The sequence below is a fragment of the Paraglaciecola sp. IT1134 genome (assembly GCF_058068185.1).
Window position 1 is genome coordinate 4,039,758 of record NZ_CM176486.1, and the last position, 23,350, is coordinate 4,063,107.

Annotated in this window: 21 protein-coding genes; 9 read left to right on the forward strand and 12 right to left on the reverse strand. The window is 43.0% G+C overall.

All coding sequences use genetic code 11. The annotated features are described in order from the left end of the window. Positions 1–51: 51 nt before the first annotated feature. Positions 52–273 carry a hypothetical protein gene (locus tag AC3RV5_RS17725; protein WP_489728912.1) on the reverse strand — a complete coding sequence of 74 codons (222 nt, stop codon included), beginning with the start codon at positions 271–273 and terminating at the stop codon, positions 52–54. 763 nt (positions 274–1,036) lie between these two features. On the opposite strand from AC3RV5_RS17725, the gene AC3RV5_RS17730 reads away from it, so the two are divergent. Further along, positions 1,037–1,876 carry an Npun_F0296 family exosortase-dependent surface protein gene (locus tag AC3RV5_RS17730; protein WP_489728913.1) on the forward strand — a complete coding sequence of 280 codons (840 nt, stop codon included), beginning with the start codon at positions 1,037–1,039 and terminating at the stop codon, positions 1,874–1,876. A gap of 110 nt (positions 1,877–1,986) precedes the next feature. On the opposite strand, the gene AC3RV5_RS17735 is transcribed toward AC3RV5_RS17730, so the two are convergent. Then, the gene (locus tag AC3RV5_RS17735) at positions 1,987–2,511 is read right to left on the reverse strand and encodes a DUF1439 domain-containing protein (protein ID WP_489728914.1); all 525 of its coding nucleotides are present in this window, start codon (positions 2,509–2,511) and stop codon (positions 1,987–1,989) included. A gap of 329 nt (positions 2,512–2,840) precedes the next feature. Between AC3RV5_RS17735 and AC3RV5_RS17740 the strand changes: the two genes are divergently transcribed. The 3 genes from AC3RV5_RS17740 (at position 2,841) to AC3RV5_RS17750 (ending at position 7,220) form a co-directional block, all read left to right on the forward strand. Continuing rightward, entirely contained in the window at positions 2,841–4,550 is a 1,710-nt protein-coding gene (locus AC3RV5_RS17740; protein WP_489728915.1) for an FAD/NAD(P)-binding protein, read from the forward strand. Positions 4,551–4,804: 254 nt separating this feature from the next. Then, positions 4,805–6,565, forward strand: a complete 1,761-nt coding sequence (locus AC3RV5_RS17745; protein ID WP_489728916.1) for a patatin-like phospholipase family protein — start codon at positions 4,805–4,807, stop codon at positions 6,563–6,565. Positions 6,566–6,680: 115 nt separating this feature from the next. Continuing rightward, positions 6,681–7,220 carry an isochorismatase family protein gene (locus AC3RV5_RS17750; RefSeq protein ID WP_489728917.1) on the forward strand — a complete coding sequence of 180 codons (540 nt, stop codon included), beginning with the start codon at positions 6,681–6,683 and terminating at the stop codon, positions 7,218–7,220. 400 nt (positions 7,221–7,620) lie between these two features. Here the strand turns inward: AC3RV5_RS17750 and AC3RV5_RS17755 are convergent, their stop codons facing one another. Both AC3RV5_RS17755 and AC3RV5_RS17760 read right to left on the reverse strand, forming a co-directional pair. Beyond that, positions 7,621–8,289, reverse strand: coding sequence for a hypothetical protein (locus AC3RV5_RS17755; protein WP_489728918.1), 669 nt, complete (start codon positions 8,287–8,289; stop codon positions 7,621–7,623). Further along, positions 8,282–9,133 (reverse strand): hypothetical protein, encoded by an 852-nt coding sequence (locus AC3RV5_RS17760; protein ID WP_489728919.1) that lies wholly within the window; start codon positions 9,131–9,133, stop codon positions 8,282–8,284. The genes AC3RV5_RS17755 and AC3RV5_RS17760 overlap by 8 nt, the downstream gene beginning before the upstream one ends. Before the next feature lie 174 nt (positions 9,134–9,307). On the opposite strand from AC3RV5_RS17760, the gene AC3RV5_RS17765 reads away from it, so the two are divergent. Next, positions 9,308–10,476, forward strand: a protein-coding gene (locus AC3RV5_RS17765) for an IS3 family transposase (RefSeq protein ID WP_489728920.1) whose coding sequence is annotated in 2 segments (ribosomal slippage) — positions 9,308–9,557 and positions 9,557–10,476 — 1,170 coding nt in all. Because the reading frame shifts where the segments join, the coding sequence is not laid out codon by codon here. 81 nt (positions 10,477–10,557) lie between these two features. Here the strand turns inward: AC3RV5_RS17765 and AC3RV5_RS17770 are convergent. Then, positions 10,558–11,229, reverse strand: a complete 672-nt coding sequence (locus tag AC3RV5_RS17770; protein WP_489728921.1) for a hypothetical protein — start codon at positions 11,227–11,229, stop codon at positions 10,558–10,560. An 11-nt stretch (positions 11,230–11,240) separates the two neighbouring features. Further along, the gene (locus AC3RV5_RS17775) at positions 11,241–11,738 is read right to left on the reverse strand and encodes a hypothetical protein (protein WP_489728922.1); all 498 of its coding nucleotides are present in this window, start codon (positions 11,736–11,738) and stop codon (positions 11,241–11,243) included. A gap of 147 nt (positions 11,739–11,885) precedes the next feature. Here AC3RV5_RS17775 and AC3RV5_RS17780 point away from each other — a divergent pair, with 147 nt between their 5' ends. The 3 genes from AC3RV5_RS17780 to istB all read left to right on the forward strand — a co-directional run bounded on the left by AC3RV5_RS17780 (position 11,886) and on the right by istB (position 15,621). Then, positions 11,886–12,989, forward strand: a complete 1,104-nt coding sequence (locus AC3RV5_RS17780) for an ISAs1 family transposase (protein WP_489728374.1) — start codon at positions 11,886–11,888, stop codon at positions 12,987–12,989. A 369-nt stretch (positions 12,990–13,358) separates the two neighbouring features. Further along, complete coding sequence (istA, locus tag AC3RV5_RS17785; protein WP_489728391.1) at positions 13,359–14,852, forward strand: IS21 family transposase; 1,494 nt, start codon at positions 13,359–13,361, stop codon at positions 14,850–14,852. Continuing rightward, a complete protein-coding gene (gene istB, locus AC3RV5_RS17790) occupies positions 14,845–15,621 on the forward strand; it encodes an IS21-like element helper ATPase IstB (protein WP_489728390.1) in 777 nt (258 codons plus the stop codon). The genes istA and istB overlap by 8 nt, the downstream gene beginning before the upstream one ends. Positions 15,622–15,628: 7 nt before the next feature. On the opposite strand, the gene AC3RV5_RS17795 is transcribed toward istB, so the two are convergent. The 5 genes from AC3RV5_RS17795 to AC3RV5_RS17815 form a co-directional block, all read right to left on the reverse strand. After that, positions 15,629–16,666 (reverse strand): DUF3644 domain-containing protein, encoded by a 1,038-nt coding sequence (locus AC3RV5_RS17795; RefSeq protein WP_489728923.1) that lies wholly within the window; start codon positions 16,664–16,666, stop codon positions 15,629–15,631. 25 nt (positions 16,667–16,691) lie between these two features. Continuing rightward, on the reverse strand, positions 16,692–17,345 hold the full coding sequence (locus tag AC3RV5_RS17800) for a hypothetical protein (RefSeq protein WP_489728924.1): 654 nt from the start codon (positions 17,343–17,345) through the stop codon (positions 16,692–16,694). 544 nt (positions 17,346–17,889) lie between these two features. After that, on the reverse strand, positions 17,890–18,339 hold the full coding sequence (locus AC3RV5_RS17805) for an RHS repeat domain-containing protein (RefSeq protein ID WP_489728925.1): 450 nt from the start codon (positions 18,337–18,339) through the stop codon (positions 17,890–17,892). 510 nt (positions 18,340–18,849) lie between these two features. Continuing rightward, the gene (locus AC3RV5_RS17810; RefSeq protein WP_489728926.1) at positions 18,850–19,494 is read right to left on the reverse strand and encodes a hypothetical protein; all 645 of its coding nucleotides are present in this window, start codon (positions 19,492–19,494) and stop codon (positions 18,850–18,852) included. 273 nt (positions 19,495–19,767) lie between these two features. Then, a complete protein-coding gene (locus AC3RV5_RS17815; protein WP_489728927.1) occupies positions 19,768–20,751 on the reverse strand; it encodes a transposase in 984 nt (327 codons plus the stop codon). Between the two features lie 160 nt (positions 20,752–20,911). Between AC3RV5_RS17815 and AC3RV5_RS17820 the strand changes: the two genes are divergently transcribed. After that, complete coding sequence (locus AC3RV5_RS17820) at positions 20,912–21,940, forward strand: IS110 family RNA-guided transposase (RefSeq protein WP_489728928.1); 1,029 nt, start codon at positions 20,912–20,914, stop codon at positions 21,938–21,940. A gap of 416 nt (positions 21,941–22,356) precedes the next feature. Here AC3RV5_RS17820 and AC3RV5_RS17825 read toward each other — a convergent pair whose 3' ends face one another. Further along, positions 22,357–23,199 carry a hypothetical protein gene (locus AC3RV5_RS17825; protein WP_489728929.1) on the reverse strand — a complete coding sequence of 281 codons (843 nt, stop codon included), beginning with the start codon at positions 23,197–23,199 and terminating at the stop codon, positions 22,357–22,359. Between the last annotated feature and the right edge of the window lie 151 nt (positions 23,200–23,350).

Genomic DNA, 23,350 nt, shown 5'->3' on the forward strand with positions numbered 1-23,350 from the left:
ATGTCAGTTAAAACAGCCTACCCGACCTGCGAAATGACCAAAAACTACGATTCAAAATACACTCAACCTGACGATCAGTTGACCGTTTTCTACCTTGACCGACTCTAAAGTCGATTGGGCGAGTTTTTGGATTTCAGTTTCCGGCTTTTTAGCCACATCATTTAATTTGAATGCCAGCAGGTTAGAGTTATGAAAATAAAGCGCCCCTTCACCTAAATCCCACACCGCAAAGCATGATAACAAAGCGGAAGACGTGGTCGTTAATAAGGCCAAATATGCCCAACAAAATGACACAAATAAAATTGAGATGCGGGGTCAGTCAGAAGACTTGAAAAAACGCTTATCAACAGCGGATAAAAGCAAACATGAGTTAATTGACAAGCAAATTAACGCCCTGGAATAAAAAGTCAGCGAGATAAAAATTGTGGTGGAGGTGCCTGAGAATAAATAAGCGGTGATCTGCGCGATCTTAAGACTTAAACGGATAACTCCGCCCAAGGAGCACAATTTACCAGACAAGGGTTTAGAATTAGGTGTCCGCCTAGTTTTAGACACCATGTAAAATGCCAAGGATTACATTGGACTCACTGCTTTCAAGCAGCAATGTTTTAACCAGCCGCTGCGCCAACAGTGTCGCAAATAAACCACGAAACAAGGCTACCCAAACTGATTAGCGTGGTACTGACACCCGCCTTATTTAATTAATTTATTTACCTTAAACCAACCCTCTGGCAGTTTTAACGGTAACCGATGGAGTTAATAAAGTTTACCCAAATAGCTGTCCTACTCCCAGGTAAAAATACAACCTGATGATTATATTATATTTTTACTGTTGTGCTGTTTAGCGCTCGGTTTTTATATGTCAAAAAATGAAAGCTGCCAATTAGACATTTCATACACACCTAGCAACAGATCGATTTGAAGGGTTTAAGGCTACGCACAACTCAATTAATAGTTGGCATTAGTTGTGCAATTCATCCTTGCCAGCTTCGCTGGTGACAATCATTCAACTGTCTAACTAGGGCAAACAAACAATATGAACGCGTTAATCAACAAACCAAAATTTGTATCAATCGCAGCACTTTTAACGCTAGCGGCAACTCAACAAGCGGGGGCGGCTACCATTACTTTTGGTGGTCAAGCAGCTACTGATGGCTCAAGTAAAACTAGCGCGAATGTAAACGCTGATAATACCGTTACCTCGATAAACAACGGCTTTTTCGTTGAAACCTTCGATACAGCAACCGCTATACCGGGTTTTTTGGGTGGTGGCGACACACAATTCAACGTAGCGGGTAAATCGGAAGGTTGTGCCATTAACTCCCCCCTGGGCATTACCCCAAGTGGTGGTAATGTGGTTAATATCAGAAACGGCTCAGACAAAAATGTGGCAGCCGCCCCAGCAGGTGATACCACGTGTTTCGGGTATACCACCCCAACCACTGTTGGTGTGAATAGCTACGTGGACATCGACTACAAGGCGTTTTTAACTACTGTCGGCAATATGGAGCCGAGTTTAGTGGACTCAAACATCAACTATCTGGGGTTCTACTGGGGCTCAGTTGATGAATACAATTCGTTTGAGTTTTACTCTGATGACGTATTAGTGGCGAAAATTACTGGCCCTGAATTGCTGGCTCAGTTAAACGGCAAAGCCGGTGACCAGGTCGCCGATACCTCTAACGTGTATGTGAACATTGACTTTAGCTTTGCTGAAGCCTTTAACCGATTACGGGTAATTACTTCAGGCGTGGCCGGTGAGTTTGACAACATAGTGGTTGGTTTAGACCAACGTCCCGTTACTGCCCCTGGGAGTCTGGCATTTTTAGGCCTGGGTTTGTTAGGCTTAGGTTTGGGCAGACGATTTAAAAAATAAATCTCGCTCTATCTGAATATGTAAAAGCCGGCTCGCCGGCTTTTTTATGTCTGAATTTCACCCGTTAAACAGCCCTTCCCCTTACTTGCGTGATAACTGTCTACGTACAATTAAAATACACTCAAGCTGACGATCAGTTTGCCATTTTCTACCTTGACCGACTCTAAAGTTGATTTGGCCAACTTTTGTTTTAAATCATTATCATTAAGAATGTAGATAGGCCGGGTAGCCAATAGGCTGGCAATGGTCGATTGAGCGAGTTTTTGAATTTCAGTTTCCTGCTTTTTGGCCACACCATTTAATTTGAGTTCCACCAGTTTGGGATTATGAAAATAAAACGCCCCCTCCTCCTGGTTATAGGAAATACTGCCGGTGAGATAAGTGGTGCCGTTGCCGCTAAATGCCCCCAGGGCGTTAGCCCGAATATTCGCCCCTAATCCTAGTTCGTTGGAGTCTTCAAGCAGGTGCAGCTTGGGCTGGGTAAAGGTCAGGGTAACAAAATATTTAGTTTTGCTAAGAGGCATCATGGCGCTCAGCATATTTTGCAACTCTGCCTCGGTAAACTCCTTAGTGTAGGAATACGCCTGAACACTACAGGCTGATAACAATAATATTAATCCGAATAAATAGTTCATCTTTAACCTCAATTTTTAATCATTGAGTAAACTCTCAAGATTGCCTGCATAGAATATCTAATATTGCGGGCTGTCGATAGGGCGCTGTTTTATTTGCCCGTTATAAACACCCATGCCCAAGCGCTACAAGAGATAAGTAAAATTTGCCATACAGTGAAGAAAAATCTTCCATGGTTCAGTTTTTATCTTCTAACAGTTAGTTAAAGCTTGATGGGGGTATACGTTAATTGCGCGCCACTTAAGGCCTGCATGATATGCAAGGATGCTGAATTTCAGGCCCGATTAGTGCTTAGCAAAATTACATATTCTCTATGTTACTAATGAAGCTGATGGAAAAAATACGGATTGCCTTGATCGGTGGTGGCCCCAGTGCGCTGTTTATTGTCAAAAAGTTGCTTCACAAGCAGCCTAATAGGTTCAGCGTCGATATTTTTGAACGTCAGGCGGTGCTGGGAAGGGGCATGCCGTACAGCCACCAAGGTGCTTCATTAGAACATGTCACTAATGTATCCTCAGACGAGCTATGCCTGTTAAGTGAGTCTCTGGTCGATTGGATTAACAAACAACCAAATGCAGTGTTGGCTGACTTCGCCATCGAAAAATCGACCTTTCACGAAAAACAAGTGGTTCCAAGATTACTCTTTGGTCTGTACTTGGAAGACCAGTTCAAGGTTTTATTAACTGAAAGTGAAAAAAGAGGTTTGCTTGCTCAGGTGCATTTGCAGACTAACGTGGTGGATATTATACCCAGCGATGACGGTCAAACCTGCAGTGTGCTGCTGCAAACGGGTAAAATAGACGGCTTTGACATAATCATTATTTGTACTGGACATGTGTGGCCCACAACTGAAGAACTCAAGACCACGGGATATTATGGTTCCCCTTACCCACCAGCGAAATTAAACCAGCAGTTTAACCACCCTGTGGCGCTCAAAGGCAGTTCATTAACCGCGATCGATGCTATCAGAACATTAAGTGTGGCCAATGGCCGTTATTTTACCGATAGCAACGGTCAACTTAAATACCAGGTAGCTGACGACGTGCCCAATTTCAAGTTGGTTATGCACTCTCTGCACGGCCTACTGCCCAATGTGCGTTTTCATCTAGACGAGCCACTGGTATCAAATGATGGCATGCTTAGCGAGCAACAAATCGAGGAGCATATCAGCCACAATGGCGGCTTTTTATCCCTGGATTTTATATTTGAACAAAATTTTAAAGCAATCTTAAAACATAAGGATCCGGCTTTTTACGCCAAAATAGCCGACCAGGATCTGGAATCGTTTGTCGACTGGATGTTGAGCTCACGAAAAGCATTTGAGCCCTTTATCTTATTTAAACTTGAATACCTCCAGGCCGGACAGTCCATTGAAGATGAACATTCGATCAAGTGGATGGAGGTATTGTCACAGTTGAGTTTTGCCGTCAACCACCCCGCCAAGTACTTATGCGCCGAAGATATGTTAAGGCTGCAAAAAGTATTGCAGCCACTGATAGCACTGGTTATCGCCAATGTGCCGCAATCGTCCGCTGAACAACTATTGGCCCTGCACACTGCCGGGGTATTGCAAGTCGTTTCAGTTGATACAGACAGTGAGGTGAAAATAGAAGCTGCCAATGTTTTTAAATATATTTACAAGGACAGCAACAACAGCCCCATCACACAACAATATGCCACCTTTGTGGATTGTACGGGCCAGCAGCATTTGCCTATAGACGCCTTCCCCTTTAAATCCATGTTAAGTCCCCAGCTATCCCTAACCGCTAAACTCAGATTTAAATCCATAAAAAACGCCCAAACCTTGCTCCAGCAAGGAGACACAAACGTGGGCAAGGATCCAGGCGGACATTACTGGCTCACTGTCAGTGGGCTGGCCATTAATGATCACTATCAACTGTTACGTAAAGACGGACAGCCCTGTGCTCGCTATTTTATGATGGCAGTACCTTTTATTAGCGGTTTTAACCCAGACTATTCAGGATTTGATTTTTGTGATCAGGTATCTTCACTAATTGTGGACAAGATATATGCAAGTTGACAACCTTGTGTACACCGCTACCCAAGCTGGTTACAAATCGCCTTAGAGCGATACATCTCTAGCATCTGCCGGACTCGGGCATTTTGTATGGTTATACCAATATTGGTAATTAGCGAAGCGCCAGCTAGCCAACCGAGTTCTAGATTAATACCCCTCAACCTTGACAAATATCCACTCTGGGCAAAAGCTTTGCAAGGCCAAGAAAAAACCTTACCTTAAGTATCATGCAACTCAACGACCAAAGGGATGCCTCAATGACATATAAAGTCGCCATTGCTATATCGGGAGCGGTTTCATTAGGCTCATACGAAGCTGGGACCATGTATGAAATTATTAATGCGATTAAACTGCATAATAACCAAAACCCGGATCCTGAGCAGATTAAAATTGACGTATTGACCGGCGCCAGTGCCGGTGGCATGACGGCGGCTTTGGTCGCCCAAAAACTGTTATACGAAGCCCAAGCCCTGGAAAATCCGCAATCCAACGTAGGTTACCAGGCCTGGGTAGAATCGGTGGATATAGACGGCTTGCTTACTCACCACGAGGGTGACAACCCCAACACCTCTATTTTTTCCAGCGGTTTTGTGGCCACTATCGCCGATAAACATATGCTCAACCGGTACGATAGTTCCCCCACTAAGCCCCCCTCACTGCATTTAGCCAGCGACACCACGATTATACTGGGGTTGGCCATGTCTAACCTCAACGGTGTAGATTATGCCCGTAATATATTCGAGGCCACCCATCAAGGGCTACAAAACGGCAAATTTGTGGAAACCCGGCATCAGGACAGGGTGACGATAGAGCTGGGGCCCCAAACGGATGAAAAGCAGACTTGGCAACGGATCGCCACTGCGGCGCGTTGTTGTGGCTCCTTCCCCTTTATATTCTCACCCCTGTGTATGAGCAGAAAGTGGAACGAGCACGATTACAAAGATCGCGGGGCCGAGGATTTTTCACAACGTTTGCCCGAAGGTAATTTCTCCTTTATGGATGGCGGGGCATTTAATAATTATCCCCTAGGCATGGCCAGAGAATTAGTGACAACCATAGATAATAACCCCCTGGATTACAGCAAACGTTTCTATTTTTATATTTCGCCCCATAAAAAATTATCTTCTATGGATAACGCCTTCGACGCGTCTTCACCTACTATTTTAATGCAACATGCGGCCCTTAAAATAGCCGGAGCATTGTTCACCCAAGCCAGGTTTCAAGATTGGTTAATGACTGATAAATTTAATAAAGATGTGGCCTTGCTGGACAAACGCGCAGTGGAATTAGTCGACTATATTGAGTCCGCATCAGATGAAGCCGTCGCTAACATGGCTAAAGTAGCAAAAGAGTTGTGTCTGGCCATTTACGCGACCCAAGAGGTGGATAACACCCAAACCACAGCGCCAGATGTCATTGGAAAAACGCCCCGCCCGGATACAGAATCCCTAGATCAAGCCATCGTAAGACTGAGCCTACAATATCAAGAAGATTACCTTGATTTCGAACGCCTGGATCCCACCAAAAAGGCGGCCTGGCTATACAGCATAGCCTTACTAGAAAAATCGGGGAAACTGGAGGACCGGGATATAATGCGGGTCTATACCGTGACGGCTCAAGACAAGGAGCTGGCCAGTGAAGAACTGATGTCTTTCCTTGGTTTTCTCGACGAACGCTTCAGAAAACATGATTATTTACGAGGTCGATTAAATGCCATGTTAGTGCTCAACCATATCATTCGCTCGAATAAAGACCCGGCTCTGAGTTCGATACACTTGCCCCTCAATATCAGCGAAATCGATACGACCGAGGTACAACAAGCATTAGATAACTTAAATTTGGGCGGCGCCAGTATAGCTGATGTCGCACTCGCCACACGCAGGGCCCTGTATAGCAGAGCCAAAGACCGCTTTTATTTATTTACAAAAAAAATAGGCTTGAACTGGTTACTCAGGGTAAGCCTGTTCAATTTTTTTGTGAGGGGTAAATTAAAAGGGTATTTACAAGTCAATAAGTGAAAACGGATTTGGCCTACACTGTGGTTCCAGCCGTATGGTAAATAATGCTATTACAGGGTCGATTGCCGCGTTACCGGCAGGATTGAATAGGTAAATCAGTAAGCGGGAAAATGAGATGTTAAAAAAACACCAGGCAGGCCTGTTGATAGTAGATATACAGGGCACGTTGGCAAATATCGTGCAAGAAAGTGAATTACTGCTCACAAATACCGTCAAGTTAATCAAAGGAGCGCAAGCACTCAGCTTGCCTATTTTATGGCTGGAGCAAAATCCCGACAAACTGGGTAACACCTCAGCTGTTGTTTACGAAGCTTTAGCCGGTCATAAACCGATAAGTAAATATACCTTCGATGGCTGCGATACCCCAGAATTCATGCAAGCAATACAACAATCAGGTGCAAGACAGTGGTTAGTTTGTGGCCTGGAAGCCCATATTTGTGTTTACCAGACCACCTTAAGTTTGCTGCGTTTGGGATATGAGGTAGAACTGGTATGCGACTGCATATCGTCACGCACAGAACTCAATAAAGAATTAGCTATTACTAAATTGGTACTCAAAGGTGCAGAGCTCACAACCTTGGAGATGTGTTTGTACGAACTAATGGGAAATTGCCAAACTCCGGAGTTTAAGGACATACTCAGGTTAGTTAAATAATCCAACGACCTGCTTTTTAACCGACTCCTACAACCGGCGTTTTTCAAGCGTATCGGCTCTGGGGCGGCCGGAAGAAATTTATTTTGCGTGTCATGTCAACACAATGACTAGATCGCGCAATAGGATCGTTGGGATCAAGAAAAGTAAGTATTTATTCCTTTCAATAGCACCCCGGTGAACAGTTACCCTATTAAGAGCCTGAATATATGTCAGAACTAAGCCACTTTTAGACTTAACTTCACGCGATTAGACGAGCTGGAACAAGAAAAGAAACAAGACTTCATGCTGCTGAGCAGCATGAACAGAGCACGGCTGAGTTGACATCACGGGAGTGTCATATATGTCTTGTTAACTTTTCGCAAATTACTATTTGATTGCGACTCAATGATTAAATTCAGTTTTAATTTATCTTAAATCCACTATCTATTAACGCCTTAGTTATCATTTCTGGATTATGTATTTTATCAATCACATGAAAGATTTGTATTAAGCTTAAATTTGAATCAATTAATTTCATCCCTTCAAGCGTAGGATAAATGACATATATAAAAAGTTCTTTTTCTTTGAGATAGTAAAAATAATGAGAACTTCCCAACAAGCTTTCAACACCCAGAGTTAACTTTGCAGATGAATTATCTAAGTCGAACTTAGCAGATTTGATGTTATCTATAATAGGCAGATTCAATAGAGTCTTATTGTATAAATTAATAAATATCTCATTTTTATTAGTATCTGAATCGCACAAGGGATATTCGCTTAATAATTTGTAAAAATTGCTCGCAAGCATTCTAAGTTCTTCACTCTTTCCCATTGAAGTTTTTAACACCCTAACTATCAGCTCTTTTCCCCCAGAAAAGGCCGTTATAGTCAATTCTTCTTCATTTTCAAAAATATAAAGCTGTTCGCTTAACGGTGTTGGCTTTAAGTCCCTGTCGATGTTCCCAACAGAAATGTTTACGCCATTTGAAATAGCGTTATATTGGGTACATATAGGCAAAGCTTCAATTGCTAAAGAACAACCGCTAATCGGAAGAGCCATAATAATTAGCAAATATAATATTTTACTCATCTTTTTTTACCGAATCTTTTATGGTATCGCCAGCAATGCTATCACCCGTTAGGTACATATTAATTAAGCATCCGATACTAGCACCTGCCGCACATGCTGCACCAATAGCAAGCTCCTGAGGATACCTAGTTAATAGTTTTTTTGTAACGTCGTGCGTACCTGCGGCAGCAAGGTAATTAGCCCTTAAAGCTAATTTAATGCTTAACGAGTATCGTATTCCTTTGGCATAAGACACATCGAGTTGTATCTTCTCCCACTCAGACTGACTTACTAGTTCATGTTCTGCTGCGATGTATGCCATTTTTATTCTATCGATATCCTCGTTTAAGTTTAGTGATTTGATTAACTCAATTTGTTTACGTATTTTTTCAGTTTGATTTGAAACTTTTTCGACATCATGAATAAAATCATTGAACGTTCTTGCAAAAGCAGCTGTCACCGCCCCATTTGCAAATTTACCTCCAGTGAGCTTTGAGACAGTCCCTCCAATAATCGCAGCGGTTATTATTTGAAAGTTGGCATTTTCGATTCCGTCTATTTGCAAACCTAACGCTTGGGTCGCGCCAGCAGCAAAAAATCCGTGTCCAAATTTACCGCCGTTTAAGTCAGAGATCACCCCACCTGCAACTGCATGTGCCGCTATCTTTCCTGCAAATTGAGCTGCGGTTAGTCCATTTTCCAACGTACTTAACCCTTCAACTCCTGCATTTGCTACTTTTATTCCTTGAAAATAACTTCCCACTCCTAAAAAGGCAACTGCACTGAAAGCCCCAGTTAATGCCCCTTTCAATGAACCAGTTGCAACATAACCTGCCGCAGCACCCCCAGCAGCAGCAATGCCCACACCTACCCATGTAAACCCATAACCTGCTGCAAGGCCACCTGTATGAATTGTTATGGCAATCGCTACGATGGGTTTTAACCACTTATCCCTAAAATTAGTCCAGGCACTAATGACGTGGTTGAATAGATACGACCACCCCAGTTAAGACATAATAGCCTTAACTGGAGATAGATAATGACAACACGTAAGAAATATTCAAAAGAATTCAAACTGGATGCCATCGCCTTGGTGGTAGAGCAAAAATACAGTCGAACAGAGGCGGCTAGGAATTTAGGACTTAGCCCTCAAATACTTGGTCGTTGGCTTAAAGAAGCCAAAGATGATGATGGTCAAGCTTTTCGAGGTAATGGCACCCTGACACCCGAGCAAGCTGAAATCCGCCGTTTAAAGGAGCAAGTAAAGCGCCTTGAAATGGAGCGTGAGATATTAAAAAAAGCGACGGTCTTCTTTGCCAAAGAAACGAAGTGAAATACTCGTTTATTACCCGATATAAGAAGACCTGGCCTGTGCGACTAATGTGCAGATTACTGGGTGTACAAAGCCACAATTATTACAGTTACCAGAAGCGGCAAACGGATAAACCTGATGACCTAACGCATCAAGAGATGTTGGAATGGATAAAAGATATCGCCAAGTTCAGTGACAACACCTATGGTGAACGACGCATTCAAAAAGTATTGAATACGCTGAGCTTCCCAGTGAGTCGCAGGAAAACAGCTCAATTGATGAAAGAAGCTGGCGTGTGGGTGCGGTACAAAAAGAAATTTAAAGCCACCACCAACAGCGACCATAAGAAGCCCATTTATGACAATGTAGTCAAGCAAGACTTTGTCGCACAAAAGCCAGACCAAGCTTGGGTTCAAGACATCACCTACGTTTGGACATCAGAGGGTTGGCTGTATTTAGCGGTGGTGATTGATTTATATTCACGCAAAGTCGTGGGATGGAGTATGAGTTCAAGAATGAAAGCCAGCTTAGTGTGTGACGCATTAACTATGGCCATATGGCAACGACAACCGAAAGCAGGGTTAATTGTGCATTCAGATCAAGGCGTACAATATGCCAGTAAAGCCTATCGTCGCCTTATCAAAACACATGGTTTTATAGGCAGCATGAGTAAAAAAGGGTGTTGTTGGGATAACGCTGTAGCAGAAAGCTTCTTCGGGAGTTTAAAACAAGAGCGGGTGCATTGGCGCAATTACTCAACACGATTTAGCGCCCAGCAGGATATCCTGAATTACATTACGATGTGGTACAACAGCCATAGACTTCATTCGTACTTGGATTACCAAAGCCCTGATGACTTTGAAAGACAAAACAATGAATTACAAAAAGTAGCTTAACTGGGGTGGTCGTTTTAGGTTGACCACGTCACCGACCGTTCATATGAATGCAACGGATTTACGATCCCGCTAAAATAGGGCCTACTTTACCGATGATACTATTGACTCTGATACTAACCGAACCCTTCCTATACTTAAGCCAAAAGCATTTCCACTAAGCTCGAAGAAATTTAAAACAGAGCGCCTTGGGCTATCACCTTCTCTTACATAGGGATCAAAGTACTCATCCATTCCTTCTAATTCCATTTTTAAAACAATATTTGCCCAGTCAATAATTTCTTTAGGCACTATATTCCCGTATTGAAGGTGAAGCCCATGTATTTTGGCGGCAATAGATTTGAGATCTTCGAATGCTTGTTTTAAATCTTGAAAAGATTGCGTTGATTTAATTTGCCCCTGCTGGCGCTCAAGAATTGAAAGAGCGTCAGGATTCAGCTCTTTTGCCTGTTCAACGTTAATGTAATTTTTAACAGCGACAAAATTGTTAGATATAATTGCATACCTTTCAAAAACAGGAATTGCGAACTCGTTAACCTTTGACAAAACTTCTAGCTCTAGAATGTATTGTTTGTATTTATTCGACTCATTTGACGAATTTAACTGGCTAATCGCATTTAAAATGATGATCCCTGCTAAGCAAGCTATATTGCCCCAAATCAAATAACGAGACTTTTCTTTTTCATCAATCTTTCGACCATAAGATGTAAGAGCTAAAGAAACTAAAGCTAAAACGACTGTCGCAATTGTGTTCAACCTAATTTACCTTAATCTACTTTACGGTTAATAAAATCACCTAAAATTTTTACTGCCTCAATACCATCAGCTATGGGTAATTCGTTGTAATCCATTTCCTGATCAAGCACACGCCTAATATACGTACCTTGCCCATCTCCAAACTTTGGATGAACATATGGATTTCGCATTTTCCGTAACTCGGTCAACTTTAATTTCATATCACCATTAATTGTACCCATCTCTTCTGCCTTGGCTATAAGTTTGGCAAAGCCCTTAGTGATAATTGATTCATGCTCTGTCAACATAAAAATACTAGCGAGAGCGTGTTCAATTACTAATTGGCAAAGCAAAACGCACGCAAAAAAGTTTCCGCGTTTAAAGCTATCCTCAATTTCTGCAAGAATTGCAGGTTCAATGCCTCCGCAGAATAAAAGATCACCTTGATGCATATTAACTACATGGCTTTTAAAAAAGTTTACTCGCTTGCTAGGGCTATTGAATTCAGCGTACTTTTCTAACCATTCCATATTGCAATCTCCCACTTTAAACTCAGGGCGGGATCAAACTTTAGGTTATAATTAGTCATCTATCGATCACCTATTGATATAAACAGTCTGGAACTTTTTGCTTGAGGGTCGATCAGATCGTCAACTTTCCCCAATCGGTATTATCATATGGAACTCATCGACTGCTTAAAAGACGTTCAAGAGACACGCTCGCATATTAATCAAACATATCCGTTACTGGAAATCATGTTCCTAGTGGTGGCGGCTTTAGCCTGTGGCCAGAAAGGGTGGTCAGATATACAAGATTTCGGTGACGGCAATCTTGACTGGTTACGCCGCTATTTGCCTTATGAGAATGGCATACCCACCCGGCATAACATCGCCAAGATAGTCCGTGCTGTCGTGCCGGATAGCTTTGTCGGTGCCTTAGTCAAGTGGGCGAATGTGCGGCGCACCCGCCATGGCAAGCCATTAATTGCATTAGATGGGAAAGATATTCGGGGTGTCGAGCGCAGTGGTAAAGCCTCGCCCCTGAGTATTGTCTCAGCCTTTGATGTGCAGCAAGGCTTAGTGCTCTATCATAGTGCCACACAAGGCAAAGGTCAGGAAATTCAAGCGGTGTGTGATCTGCTTGATGCACTGGATATCCAGGATTGCATTGTGACGATGGATGCACTGCACTGCCAAAGTGACACACTGAGCTTGATCAAAAAACGCGGCGGCGATGCACTCGTACAAGTCAAAAAAAACCAGGACGCCTTATTCAATCAGATAGATGGGGCATTTCAGGCATACTGGCAACAATCTCAAACCCAGGACCACATCGCAGAGGCAAGTGAGAATAAAGGTCATGGCCGGGAAGAGTCTCGTTGTGTATATAGCCTGCCTGCTACTCTTGGCGAGGCACTCAAGATAAAGTGGTCAATGTTAGAAAGCGTTATCGCGGTCGTTAGAACCCGCAAGATAGCGAATAAAGTCAGTCACGAAACCGCTTATTTTGCTTGCACCACCCACCTCCCCTTAGCCCTGGCAGCGGATGCCACACGTCGTCACTGGGACACTGAAAATCGTCAGCACTGGGTGCTAGACGTTGTATTCAGAGAAGATGCTCAAACCATTTACACACGCAAGGCCGCGCAGAATATGGCGACAGTAAGGCGTTTCGTATTGAATTTACTCAGGCGAGACAATGGGAAACAGAGCATGCCACGCAAGATGAACAAGGCGGCATGGGACGAGAACTATCGTCATGATGTGTTGTTTACAAATTAGTTACAAAGTTCGCTCGCGCCCTGACTTTAAACTGATTGCAATTTAACTAAGCGAAGTTTCTCTGAGTCTTTCAGTTCTTCCCTTAAAAATTTTACCCATTTCATTGAGTAAAGATAACCATCAAACCCTTCCATATAAGCTGAGTATTCGCCTTTATAATCCCTGTTCATTTCTCTTGGTCTTGCATTGTAAAATTTCCAACATTTCGTGTGTAACGTCATGTTGAAACCAGAATTAACTTTCGATACAAGCTCAACGACTCTCGATGGTTTAAGCCTATTAAGCGACAATTAACTTGATTGGTTGAGCGTCAACTATCTTGACCGGTCGTTCTGTTAAGGTTCGACACTGAAATTCGGAGGGGATTTAGTGTCGGGTAATCACATCACAGAAAGACAAATCAGGTTATATATGAAGTTACGTAAGGATTTCACCCAAGAAGTGGCTACAGCAAAAGTCGGCATGTCAGTTAGCACCGGACACCGAATTGAAAAAGAACGGCACCAACCTAAAAAAGATAAACGAGATTGGCGAACTAGAGCAGATCCGCTTGCACCAATATGGGATCTCATTGTGTTGCCATTGTTAAAACAAGACGCCGAAATAAGTCCTGTTGGCGTGTTTGATCATTTGTGCGAGTTTCATGCGGATGTATTTAGCTCTTCATCGAGACGCACGCTAGAGCGCAGGATCAAGCAATGGCGTCATTTACATGGCGCAGCTAAGGACGTGATGTTTATGCAACATCATGAGCTTGGAAAGCTAGGTATATGCGACTTCACACATGTTACAAGCCCCGTCACGATTGATGCAAAACCCTTTAAACATATGCTGTTTAATTACCGGCTACCCGCTAGTGGTTGGACATTCTCGCAAGTTATTTATGGTGGTGAAAGCTTCGCGGCATTCTCCGATGGTTTGCAAAATGCATTCGCTAAAAGCAAAGGCGTACCTGCTGAGGTGCGCACCGACAGCTTAAGCGCGGCATACAAGAATAATGGTACGGTTGAGGATTTTACTCAGCGCTATCAAGAGTTGATGACGCATTATGGATTTGCTGGCACACGAAATAATACCGGTGTTGCTCATGAAAATGGTGCCATTGAATCGCCCAACCGTCATATTAAATCGCAAGTTGAACAGGCACTAAGAGTGCGAGGCTCGTTCGATTTTAATTGTCGCGCCGATTACGAGACCTTCATTGAAGGCGTGACCAGTCGTCGCAACAAACGCATTGCGGCCAAGTTCGCACAAGAGCAGCGACAATTACACACCTTACCTGCCTATAAGAGCGTCAATTACTCGCAAGAATACGTGCGGGTTACGCGCACAAGCACGGTCAATATCAAACGAGTCATGTATACGGTGCCGTCTAGACTGGTGGATAGTCGACTGAAAGTGCATGTATATGATGATCATATCGATTTACTCTTAGGCCAAGAATTCACCTACCGTTTAGAGCGCGTTTACGCGCCAGGCTCTTCACGTAAACGCAGCGTCAATTACAAACATGTTATTGACGCGCTCGTTAAAAAGCCCAGAGCATTTAGATGTTCACAATGGCGAGATGAGTTACTGCCTAACGAAGACTACCGAACGATATGGCAGTATGTTGAGGCGACAATGAAAGCCGATGATGCCAGCCATTACATGGTTAGAATACTGCATTTAGCGAGTAAAGCAGATAATGAAATGCGGCTAGGTCGCTTTATTACTCACCAGTTAAGCATAAGCCGTTTACCCAGCTTGTTTGACTGCCAAGAACGCTTTAGCACCAAGCCCAAAGACATTCCACAAGTCAACGTGATGCAACACAAACTATCCCAATATCAATCGCTATCGCAAGGAAGTCATCATGAATAGTGCAACCGCTTCATTACCGTTGATGCTAAAAAGCCTCCGCCTAAGTGTGTTTAGAGAGCAATGGGAAACCATCGCAGAAAAAGCGTTACATGACCAATGGCGGCCAGAACAATACTTAAGCGAGTTGTGCCACATAGAGCTGGCGAGTCGCACCGACAAGCGACAATTACGTTATGTAAAAGAATCGAACCTGCCATCAGGAAAGCACTTAGGCGGCTTCGACTTTACTGCCATCGAAGGGGTGAATAAAGCGCGTATGTATGAGCTGGCCGACAATCATGACTGGGTAAAACAAGGAGCCAATTTATTATTGTTCGGTGCCAGTGGCGTTGGCAAAACACACTTAGCCAGTAGTCTAGGTTATAGCCTGATTGAAGCAGGTATCCGTATCAAATTTTACTCAGCCACAGCCCTTGTACAGCATCTGCAAGAAGCAAAACAACTACTGAAATTGCAGGATGCATTAAACAAGCTCGATAAATACCAAGCACTTATCATTGACGATATCGGCTATATTAAAAAAACCGAACAAGAAACCAGTGTTCTGTTTGAACTAATTGCCCACCGCTATGAAAGACACAGCCTAATCATCACCTCAAATCAATCATTCGAAGATTGGGATGAGCTGTTTACCGATACCGCAATGACCGTAGCCGCCATAGATAGGCTGGTTCATCATGCACACATTATTCAATTAGTAGGAGAAAGTTACAGAAGAAAAGCGGCCATGAAAGAAGACGAAGAAAGCAGAAGTAACCGGTCAAGTTAATTGACGCTCAACCGGTCAAAGTAGTTGACGCTCTATAAAGCCTAAATGGATTTTCAACTCCCTTTATAAAAGCAACAGCTTGCTCGTAGTTTTGTAGTTCTTCTTCTGAAAGGCTATCTACACTGATAAACTCAACAGCTAAATCTGAAGATGTAGCATGATTGCCCAATTTGGGAACCAAAAAGGCCCTAAGTCGATATTTTTGGCTCTGGACAATTTCATCATTTAAATCATTACGATAGGTTTCCATGTACTCTCGAACCACCTTGTAATTCTCTTTCTGCATTTGCTTCAAAGCATCAATTTGAGCTTGCTCTGAAACACGAGTTAGCTGCATTGCGAATGCTAGTGAGGTAGTTAAAGCATGGTTATCGCCAAACTCTTGAACAATAATTTCTTCAAAATTATTAAGTGCTGATTGGCATTCACCCACAACAGCTAAATCTATAGCTGGAAGATTCCTGTGTTCGATTTTGTTTCTAAGGCCGACTAAAAACTTAATATTTGCTTTTTCAGGATTGGTAACCCCATTCCAATAATTCTCTGCACACTCAGAAAGCTCCCAAGCTTTCTTATCACCATCAATTAAAATTGGGTTACCTTGCTGGTCATAATGGAAATAATCGACTCCTTTTTTCTCGAAAATGGCGTGGAATAATGCGGTAAATGCAATGTTCAAATTAACAATGAAACCATAAGTCTTAAATTCAGTGTAAGGATTGTTATAAATAGACACTGCCAAAAGTGCGAATTCTTTGGATTTATGTAGAAGCACTCCTTTTGCAGACATATCGGCTGTTTGCTGCAACTTCTGGCTGTGAACAGCTCTGAATTCTTCTTTGCTTAAAAAGCATATTCCAGAACTTGAATATTGGTCTCCATCTTTTTCAACATATTGATGCCAACGCTTAGAGGGGTATGTCCGACATGTATCAACCTTCCAGCCAGTAGTTTCTGAAAGTTGCTCAATAGTGAAAGCTTCTCCTTGGCGTTCTCTACATGCTAAAAACTCGTATGCTAAATCTACCTTTTCATATCTACTCATTGTTTTCCCTAACTTTAATAGTCTATTAACGCTTAGAGATTTTCTCTAACATAATTTTTCTGTACTTATCAGAACAGTCATCTAGTAGTAATTCATAGCCGCCCATTTCAGATTCACACGTTGGAGAAAGGAGGAATGGGATCTCACTAGAAATCAAAACATCAACGATATTATTGTACCTATCATTATCTTCATGATGATCAATCGCGAATAGTCCCCAACACTCATTAATAAAAGGATCTATTACCTCATATATAAATGTTTTTGTATCGCAAGGCCATTCATCGGGCACTGTAAAGTGCTGTATTGTATTCCTAAGTTGACCAAACTCTTTGTACAAGTCGAGGTTAGGTACTTTTATCCCTGTTGCAGCCCATAGCCGTTCAGGTAAATCCAAGTAAGATATTGTTTTTGCGTTCTTTACTAAATCTTTAAAACTTAATAGGTCGTTTCCAGCCTGAGTAGAACGGGGCATTTTATCGAAAATCAAAAGCGGGTGTTCTTGCGCAATTCTAGCCTTAATAAAAATTTCAGCAGCATGTGCAGCTTGAAGTACTGACATTTCATCCCACATTTCGCCTTCAGAGCTATAAAAACATGAATGGTAGTTAGCGTGTGAAAGAGCTGCCCTCCCAAGGCGTATCATGTGCTCATGAACACTTCTTAAATCTTGCTGCATATTGTTCCATTGCATTAATTCGCTATTAAATAACCGAGTTTATTCTTGGTTCTGGTTAGTTAGCCGACATCGCTTGTATATATACTATGTCTTATTTTGCGTGACATAAAGATCTCACTACTAACTAGTTACCTAGCAGCAGGATGTGACTTTTCGTAAGCTCTTTCTAGCTCAGGGTTGGTTACGTGGGTATAGACCATGGTTGTAGAGATATCGCCATGTCTTGGGTGTCTGCGTAATTTCTGCGTAATTAAAGTCCATGACTCGGGGCCTTGGCGGTGTGCTTACCTTACCAAGTAGAGGACTTGCACCTCCGATCTTCTACCGATTTATCTCGGCGCACAGGGTCTCTAGTTAATATAATCCATTTGCAGAAGCCGATGCTCCCAACGCCCCTTTCACTGAATTTCGTGCGGATTGCGAGCCCCCACTGACTGTCGCTGTGCCCACACCGTTGCTATAACTAGATGTTACCGTGACACTAGTTTTGATCCGACTGCCCGGTCTCGATACCTGCACCTTCTGCTGTTGCTCCTGCTCAGCGTTACTGCCCCCCGGCCGAACCGTTTTCTTGGTTACAAGAATACCCCGTCGGATCTGTGCCACTCATCGGATTATTCATAATGTACGAATAGGGGTTCATGCTCTGGCTGTTGGTGGGGTTTTGAATAAAGGGGTCAACCGACATAAACCGTCCTAGGTTGTAGTCAAACACCCGGCCGTTCATATGGATAAGTTCGGCTTCATCCAAATGCTCGTGGTCGGTAAAACCACGGCGAGTGGTCATTACCATGTCTAGCGGATTATCCCGCAATTGGGCTCTGGCACCTATACTTTCCAGCGCAGACCAGTCGCCTGCTCGGGGTTTATCGAATGGGTCAAAATGACGACGGATCAGCACTTGGTCGTTGTGATCGGTCATGGTGGCGGCGCTGCCCAATCTGTCTCGGTGGATAAAGGCTATGCTTTGCCCTTTGGTATCGCTCCTGGTCAATATGGCGACATCGCTGATATACGTCTTACGAGTGCAATTGCCGTTTTTATTGATAGTTATCGATTTGATAAAGCGGTTATTTGCAGTTTTACATGACCAAAAAAAAGAAAACGAAAGGCAATATTACTGTTGTAATAATAAACCACAATACAAAACAGAACCGCATGACATTGTACGAATTTAAGGTTATTGAGCGGCGCCACTCAATGTATTTTGTTATCCGAAGATTAGATGCTGAAAGCCTCCAAATGCAAATAAAGCAAAGCGTTACTAATAGTCCTGCCGCTAATACGGAAATGAATTCATCAACATACTGAATAAATTTCAATTCTAAATGCTCAACTAAAAATAGAAATACCCAGACAAGATTTAAACTCAAGCAAACAGATAAAAGCAAAGCACCAGTCCAATTTACATCGGAAACGTTATTTCGTTTCAAGATTCTTTTAATCTCCTCATAAGAGAAAAGCAAAAGGAAGAGTGTTTTCGTAAATAGCGATTTGAACAATTTTAGTCCTCCTTTCTTCCTATCAGTTCTCTGGTAGCCTTAAACGTAGATCTAAATGCATTATCATCGTAATAAGTATCAACAACCCAGTAAGCAGCAGCAACTCCTACACCTAATGGCCCTGCAAACGCCAGGAAACCGAACGCAATATCTAATCTCGCATCAGCCTTTTCATAAAATTTCTCTTCAGAAGACCTCATTCCTTTAATGTTGTTATATGCATTAATAGGCCTAGCAACAAGGTAAACACCAAAAAAGGCCTTTCCAGTTCTATTTGCCCATTTTGAGATGTTACGATATTTTGTTCGTTTAGCATCCGTCAAATCAAAAATTTGACGCCATGTTGAACTTTTACCCTTAGAAAATTCTTGGATTGATCCAGCAATAACTCCAGCAGCTGTAACGCTCATCTCTAAATCACTCAAAGAAGCAGAAAATCTATATCCAGTTCCTTCTTCAAATTGATAGCTGCCTTCAAATTCTGTGTTCACCCCATCAGCACCGACGTTTTCTCCAATTTCAAAGATTCCAGATTTAGCCTGACTCTGAATTTGATCTCGTAGCAAACCGTTTCTTGAATTTACTCCGTCAGCCCTCCCCATAACTACGCCAGTAGCCTGCCATCCCCCTCCCCCCCCAATATCCATAGCCTGCAATCCGTTTGCAGAAGCCGCCTTACCCCGAGTTTAGCAACAGAGTTTAGCAAGACATCCAAGCTAAGTACTTAACGCGCAGAAGAGCACTACTTTATTGGCCCCATTTTAACAAAAGGAGCGCAAGCGTAAATCACGTCTCAGTTTGGTCAGTGCGCCAGTAGAATGTAATAAAATGGCTAATTAGAGTCAGATTGAGGACAACAAATTATCCCGCATGGCTCTGTGGTGACGTTTGGGCTTGTTTATTTAAGTGAGTGAGGGTAATCAGGCGTGTTTTAGTAACACCTTTGCTTTGCCCATCCCTCGAAGGCGTTGATGATGAGTATGGCGTTTAAACTCATTCATCATCAGCTCTGCTCCTGCGGCATAACAAAAGTGTTTTTCAAACTCAGTAGTCAAGGTTAACCACTGCGCTGAGTCTAAGCCTAATCGTTCTAGAATAGGGCTGTGACCAGTATCGATATATCCGATTTTATCTTCTCGAATACAGCGGCCTGTTGTCTCCACCAGTTCGCAGTAGTCTATTAATTGATAGGCAATGCCCTTCGGCATGTTGTCTCTGGGATTGCCCACAAAGGGCATCAAGGTTTTCAGTTGGCACTGTTTGCTTTTAACTGCCTGGGTGCGTTTTTTAATACTGGTGTATTTTGACGTTTCCGGCGTTTTTTCCATTTTCGCTCTGATAGGATTTAAATCCACATAGGCCATACAAGCCAATACCGCACTTTCATCTAACAAGGCTTGGGATTTAAACCGCCCTTCCCAAAACCGACCTGTGCAGCCATCTTCTTTGTTGGCCTCTCTAGCAATGTATTCATTGAGGTCGCGCATAAACCAGCTGATATCGTATAAGCGTTGCCGATACTGCTCCACGGTTTCATCAAAGGTAATACCTTCACCTGGGCTTAGTTCGTCCCCTTTAAGGTACTTATGAGTTAGCAGTGTGCCCTTGTGCAGCTTGTGGTAGTGACTGAGCACGTCATTCGCACTCCAACTGTCAGCCAGAGCTTTATCTACATACAGCACAACATGAGTATGGTTACTCATTACCGCGTAAGAGCATATATCAATGGCAAAGACACCAGATAAGAACAGTAATCGGTCTTCTACCCATCCTCGGCGATGCTCATAACTTTGGCCTGAGTACTTATCCATACCACATAGGAATGAGCGACGAACACAGCGGGAAACACAATGGTAATACGGCGTATCCATTAAACTGACTTGGCTTTTTCGAGGCTGGGGCATAACCCACCTACCTGACTAAAAATAAAACACCCCACAAGCTTAGCTCAGTTTAAAAAACAGGCAATTTTATAATGGGTGATGAGATGGACACTCCCTAATACGGCGTCAATGCGCCAAAATAGTAGTGTTAAGCAGACTATTTACATAAGGAGTGTCCACCATGAAGTTTAAAACAATTAGTATCGATTTAGCAAAAAATGTCTTTCAGGCATGTGGCGTGAATGAGCACATAAAGCCGCAGTTTAATAAGAAGTTGAAACGCCATGAGTTACTTGATTTTATGCGCCAGCAATCGCCGACTGTGGTGGTAATGGAAGCCTGTTATTCATCACATTATTGGGGCAGAGAGTTAAGCAAACTCGGTCATGATGTGAAGCTTATCCCAGCGCAGCATGTCACGCCTTTTGTACGTGGAAATAAGAATGACCACAATGATGCCTTTGCCATAGCGGAAGCCAGTCAACGGGCACATATTCGGTTTGTGCCGGTTAAATCAGAGTATCAACAAGAAGTGATGTGTTTACATCGCATTCGAGAGCGCCTGATTAAAAACAAAACGGCGTTGAGCAATCAAATTCGTGGGCTGTTGAGTGAATTTGGTGTGGTATTTCCTTGTGGTCATGCGGCACTACTCGTTGGGTTGGAAAGCGTCATCGATAACCCGCAATACAGTGTCAGGTTGCAACAGATCATGGCAGATATGCTCAATGAGTACAGCGCCATACTCAAACGCGTAAAAAACATTGAACAGCAACTACGTGGTTTTGTGGATAACAGCAAAAGCGGCCAAATCTTACTCAGCATACCGGGTATAGGGATCATCAATGCTTCGGCTTTTCTAGCCGCCATCGACAAAGGCCAGGCGTTCAACAGCCCCAAAGAATTCGCTGTATGGTTAGGGCTCACGCCCAAACAACATGCATCAGGTAATGTGAGCAAGATGGGCGGTATCACCAAACGTGGCGACCGCTACTTACGTAAACAGCTGGTGCATGGTGCCAGAGCACTGGTTAGCCGAGCCGCTAAAAGTAACGACCCCTTATCGGTATGGGCGATGAAACTTCGGGTCAGTAAACCGTTTAACCAAGTGGCGGTGGCCGTTGCACACCGTCTTGCTCGGCTTATGTGGATACTGCTTACTCGTCAAGAACACTATCAAGCCATGCCGAATACACAAGTTAGCGCATGATATGACACAGTTGACGTTATCCCTGTCGAACTCAAATCCGTCCGAGACAAAGGTACAAAGCCTGTATGGGTGTTGTGGAAGGTTAGACACGGGATAACACTTTTTTACCCAACCAGCTTAGTCGACACATGATGAAGAAAACGGTCTACCCTACCTCATCAAAGCCAGACTAAGGCACGGATATAACAATCCGCATGAGTGAATAAAAAGGCGATAAGGTACGGAGTTCATCAGAGGCCTGGAATAATAAACCTATTCCTATTAAGAGCCTGAATATATGTCAGAACTAAGCCACTTTTAGACTTAACTTCACACGATTAGGCGAGCTGGAACAAGAAAACAAACAAGACTTCATGCTGCTGCGCAGCATGAACAGAGCACGGCTGTGTTGACATCACGGGAGTGTCCATATATGTCTAGTTAATATGCTCACCGACCCATCTTTCGTTTAAAAAATAATAGCTATTTTCCGGTACGATCAGTTCCACAACGGTGAAATTTACATTTTGTGACGCGCCGCCATTTATACGCACATTCAGGGTATAGTCGTTTGGAGTAATTAATTTTCCAAAGTTATACACATATGCACCAGAAGTATTCGCAATGGCATCAAACCATGTAGCGTTATCTAAAGTTACCTCGACTGCTTGGACAACACTTTCATTGCCTTGTTTTGGAGTAACAACCACCTTAAATTGTTCACTGGTCCGCACATCTCGGCCAATAGTAGAACCGTTATAGTCAATATCAACTAAGTCCTGCCTATAAACAGCTATATGACACGCTTTGAGGGTATTAGGTATGGGATCACCAAAAACTGCATTAGTACAAGGGGTGCCATCAGTGAGCTCTAGAACCGCATACGTATCGCTAGCGCCGTATCGGACCACTTTCTTATCTGTGAAAGCACATTGCCCACCTTCATCTGCGCACTTTTCCCAATCATTTGGAGCAGGCGTATCATCGATAAAACAGGCTTTTACAATATTCGGTAAAGGGTCTCCAAATATCGCATTGGAACAAACTGTGCCATCGACTAATTCTAGTGAGACGTAAGTATCGTTTGCTCCATAGTGAACCATTTTACTACCGGTGAAATCACATAGTTTTTTTTCATCGGCGCATTTGCTCCAAGACGATGTGTCAACGACACTGCTGGTAGCCAGAGACGTTTGCACCTGAGCAGTGGCAAAGTTGGAAATATTAAAAAAGGAGTACAACAAGCAAAGACTGAATAAACGAACGGCGAGATCACGCATGACAAATCCTTTTGGTCGATAGCGCAAGGGTGTTGGTCTTAAATTATTAACATTTCAACTCAAGACGTGTATTAATTAGCATACAAGCAAACTGAAATGTGTCAATTTTTTTATCGCTTGTGAAAAATAATACTCCTTATTGTTAAAACTA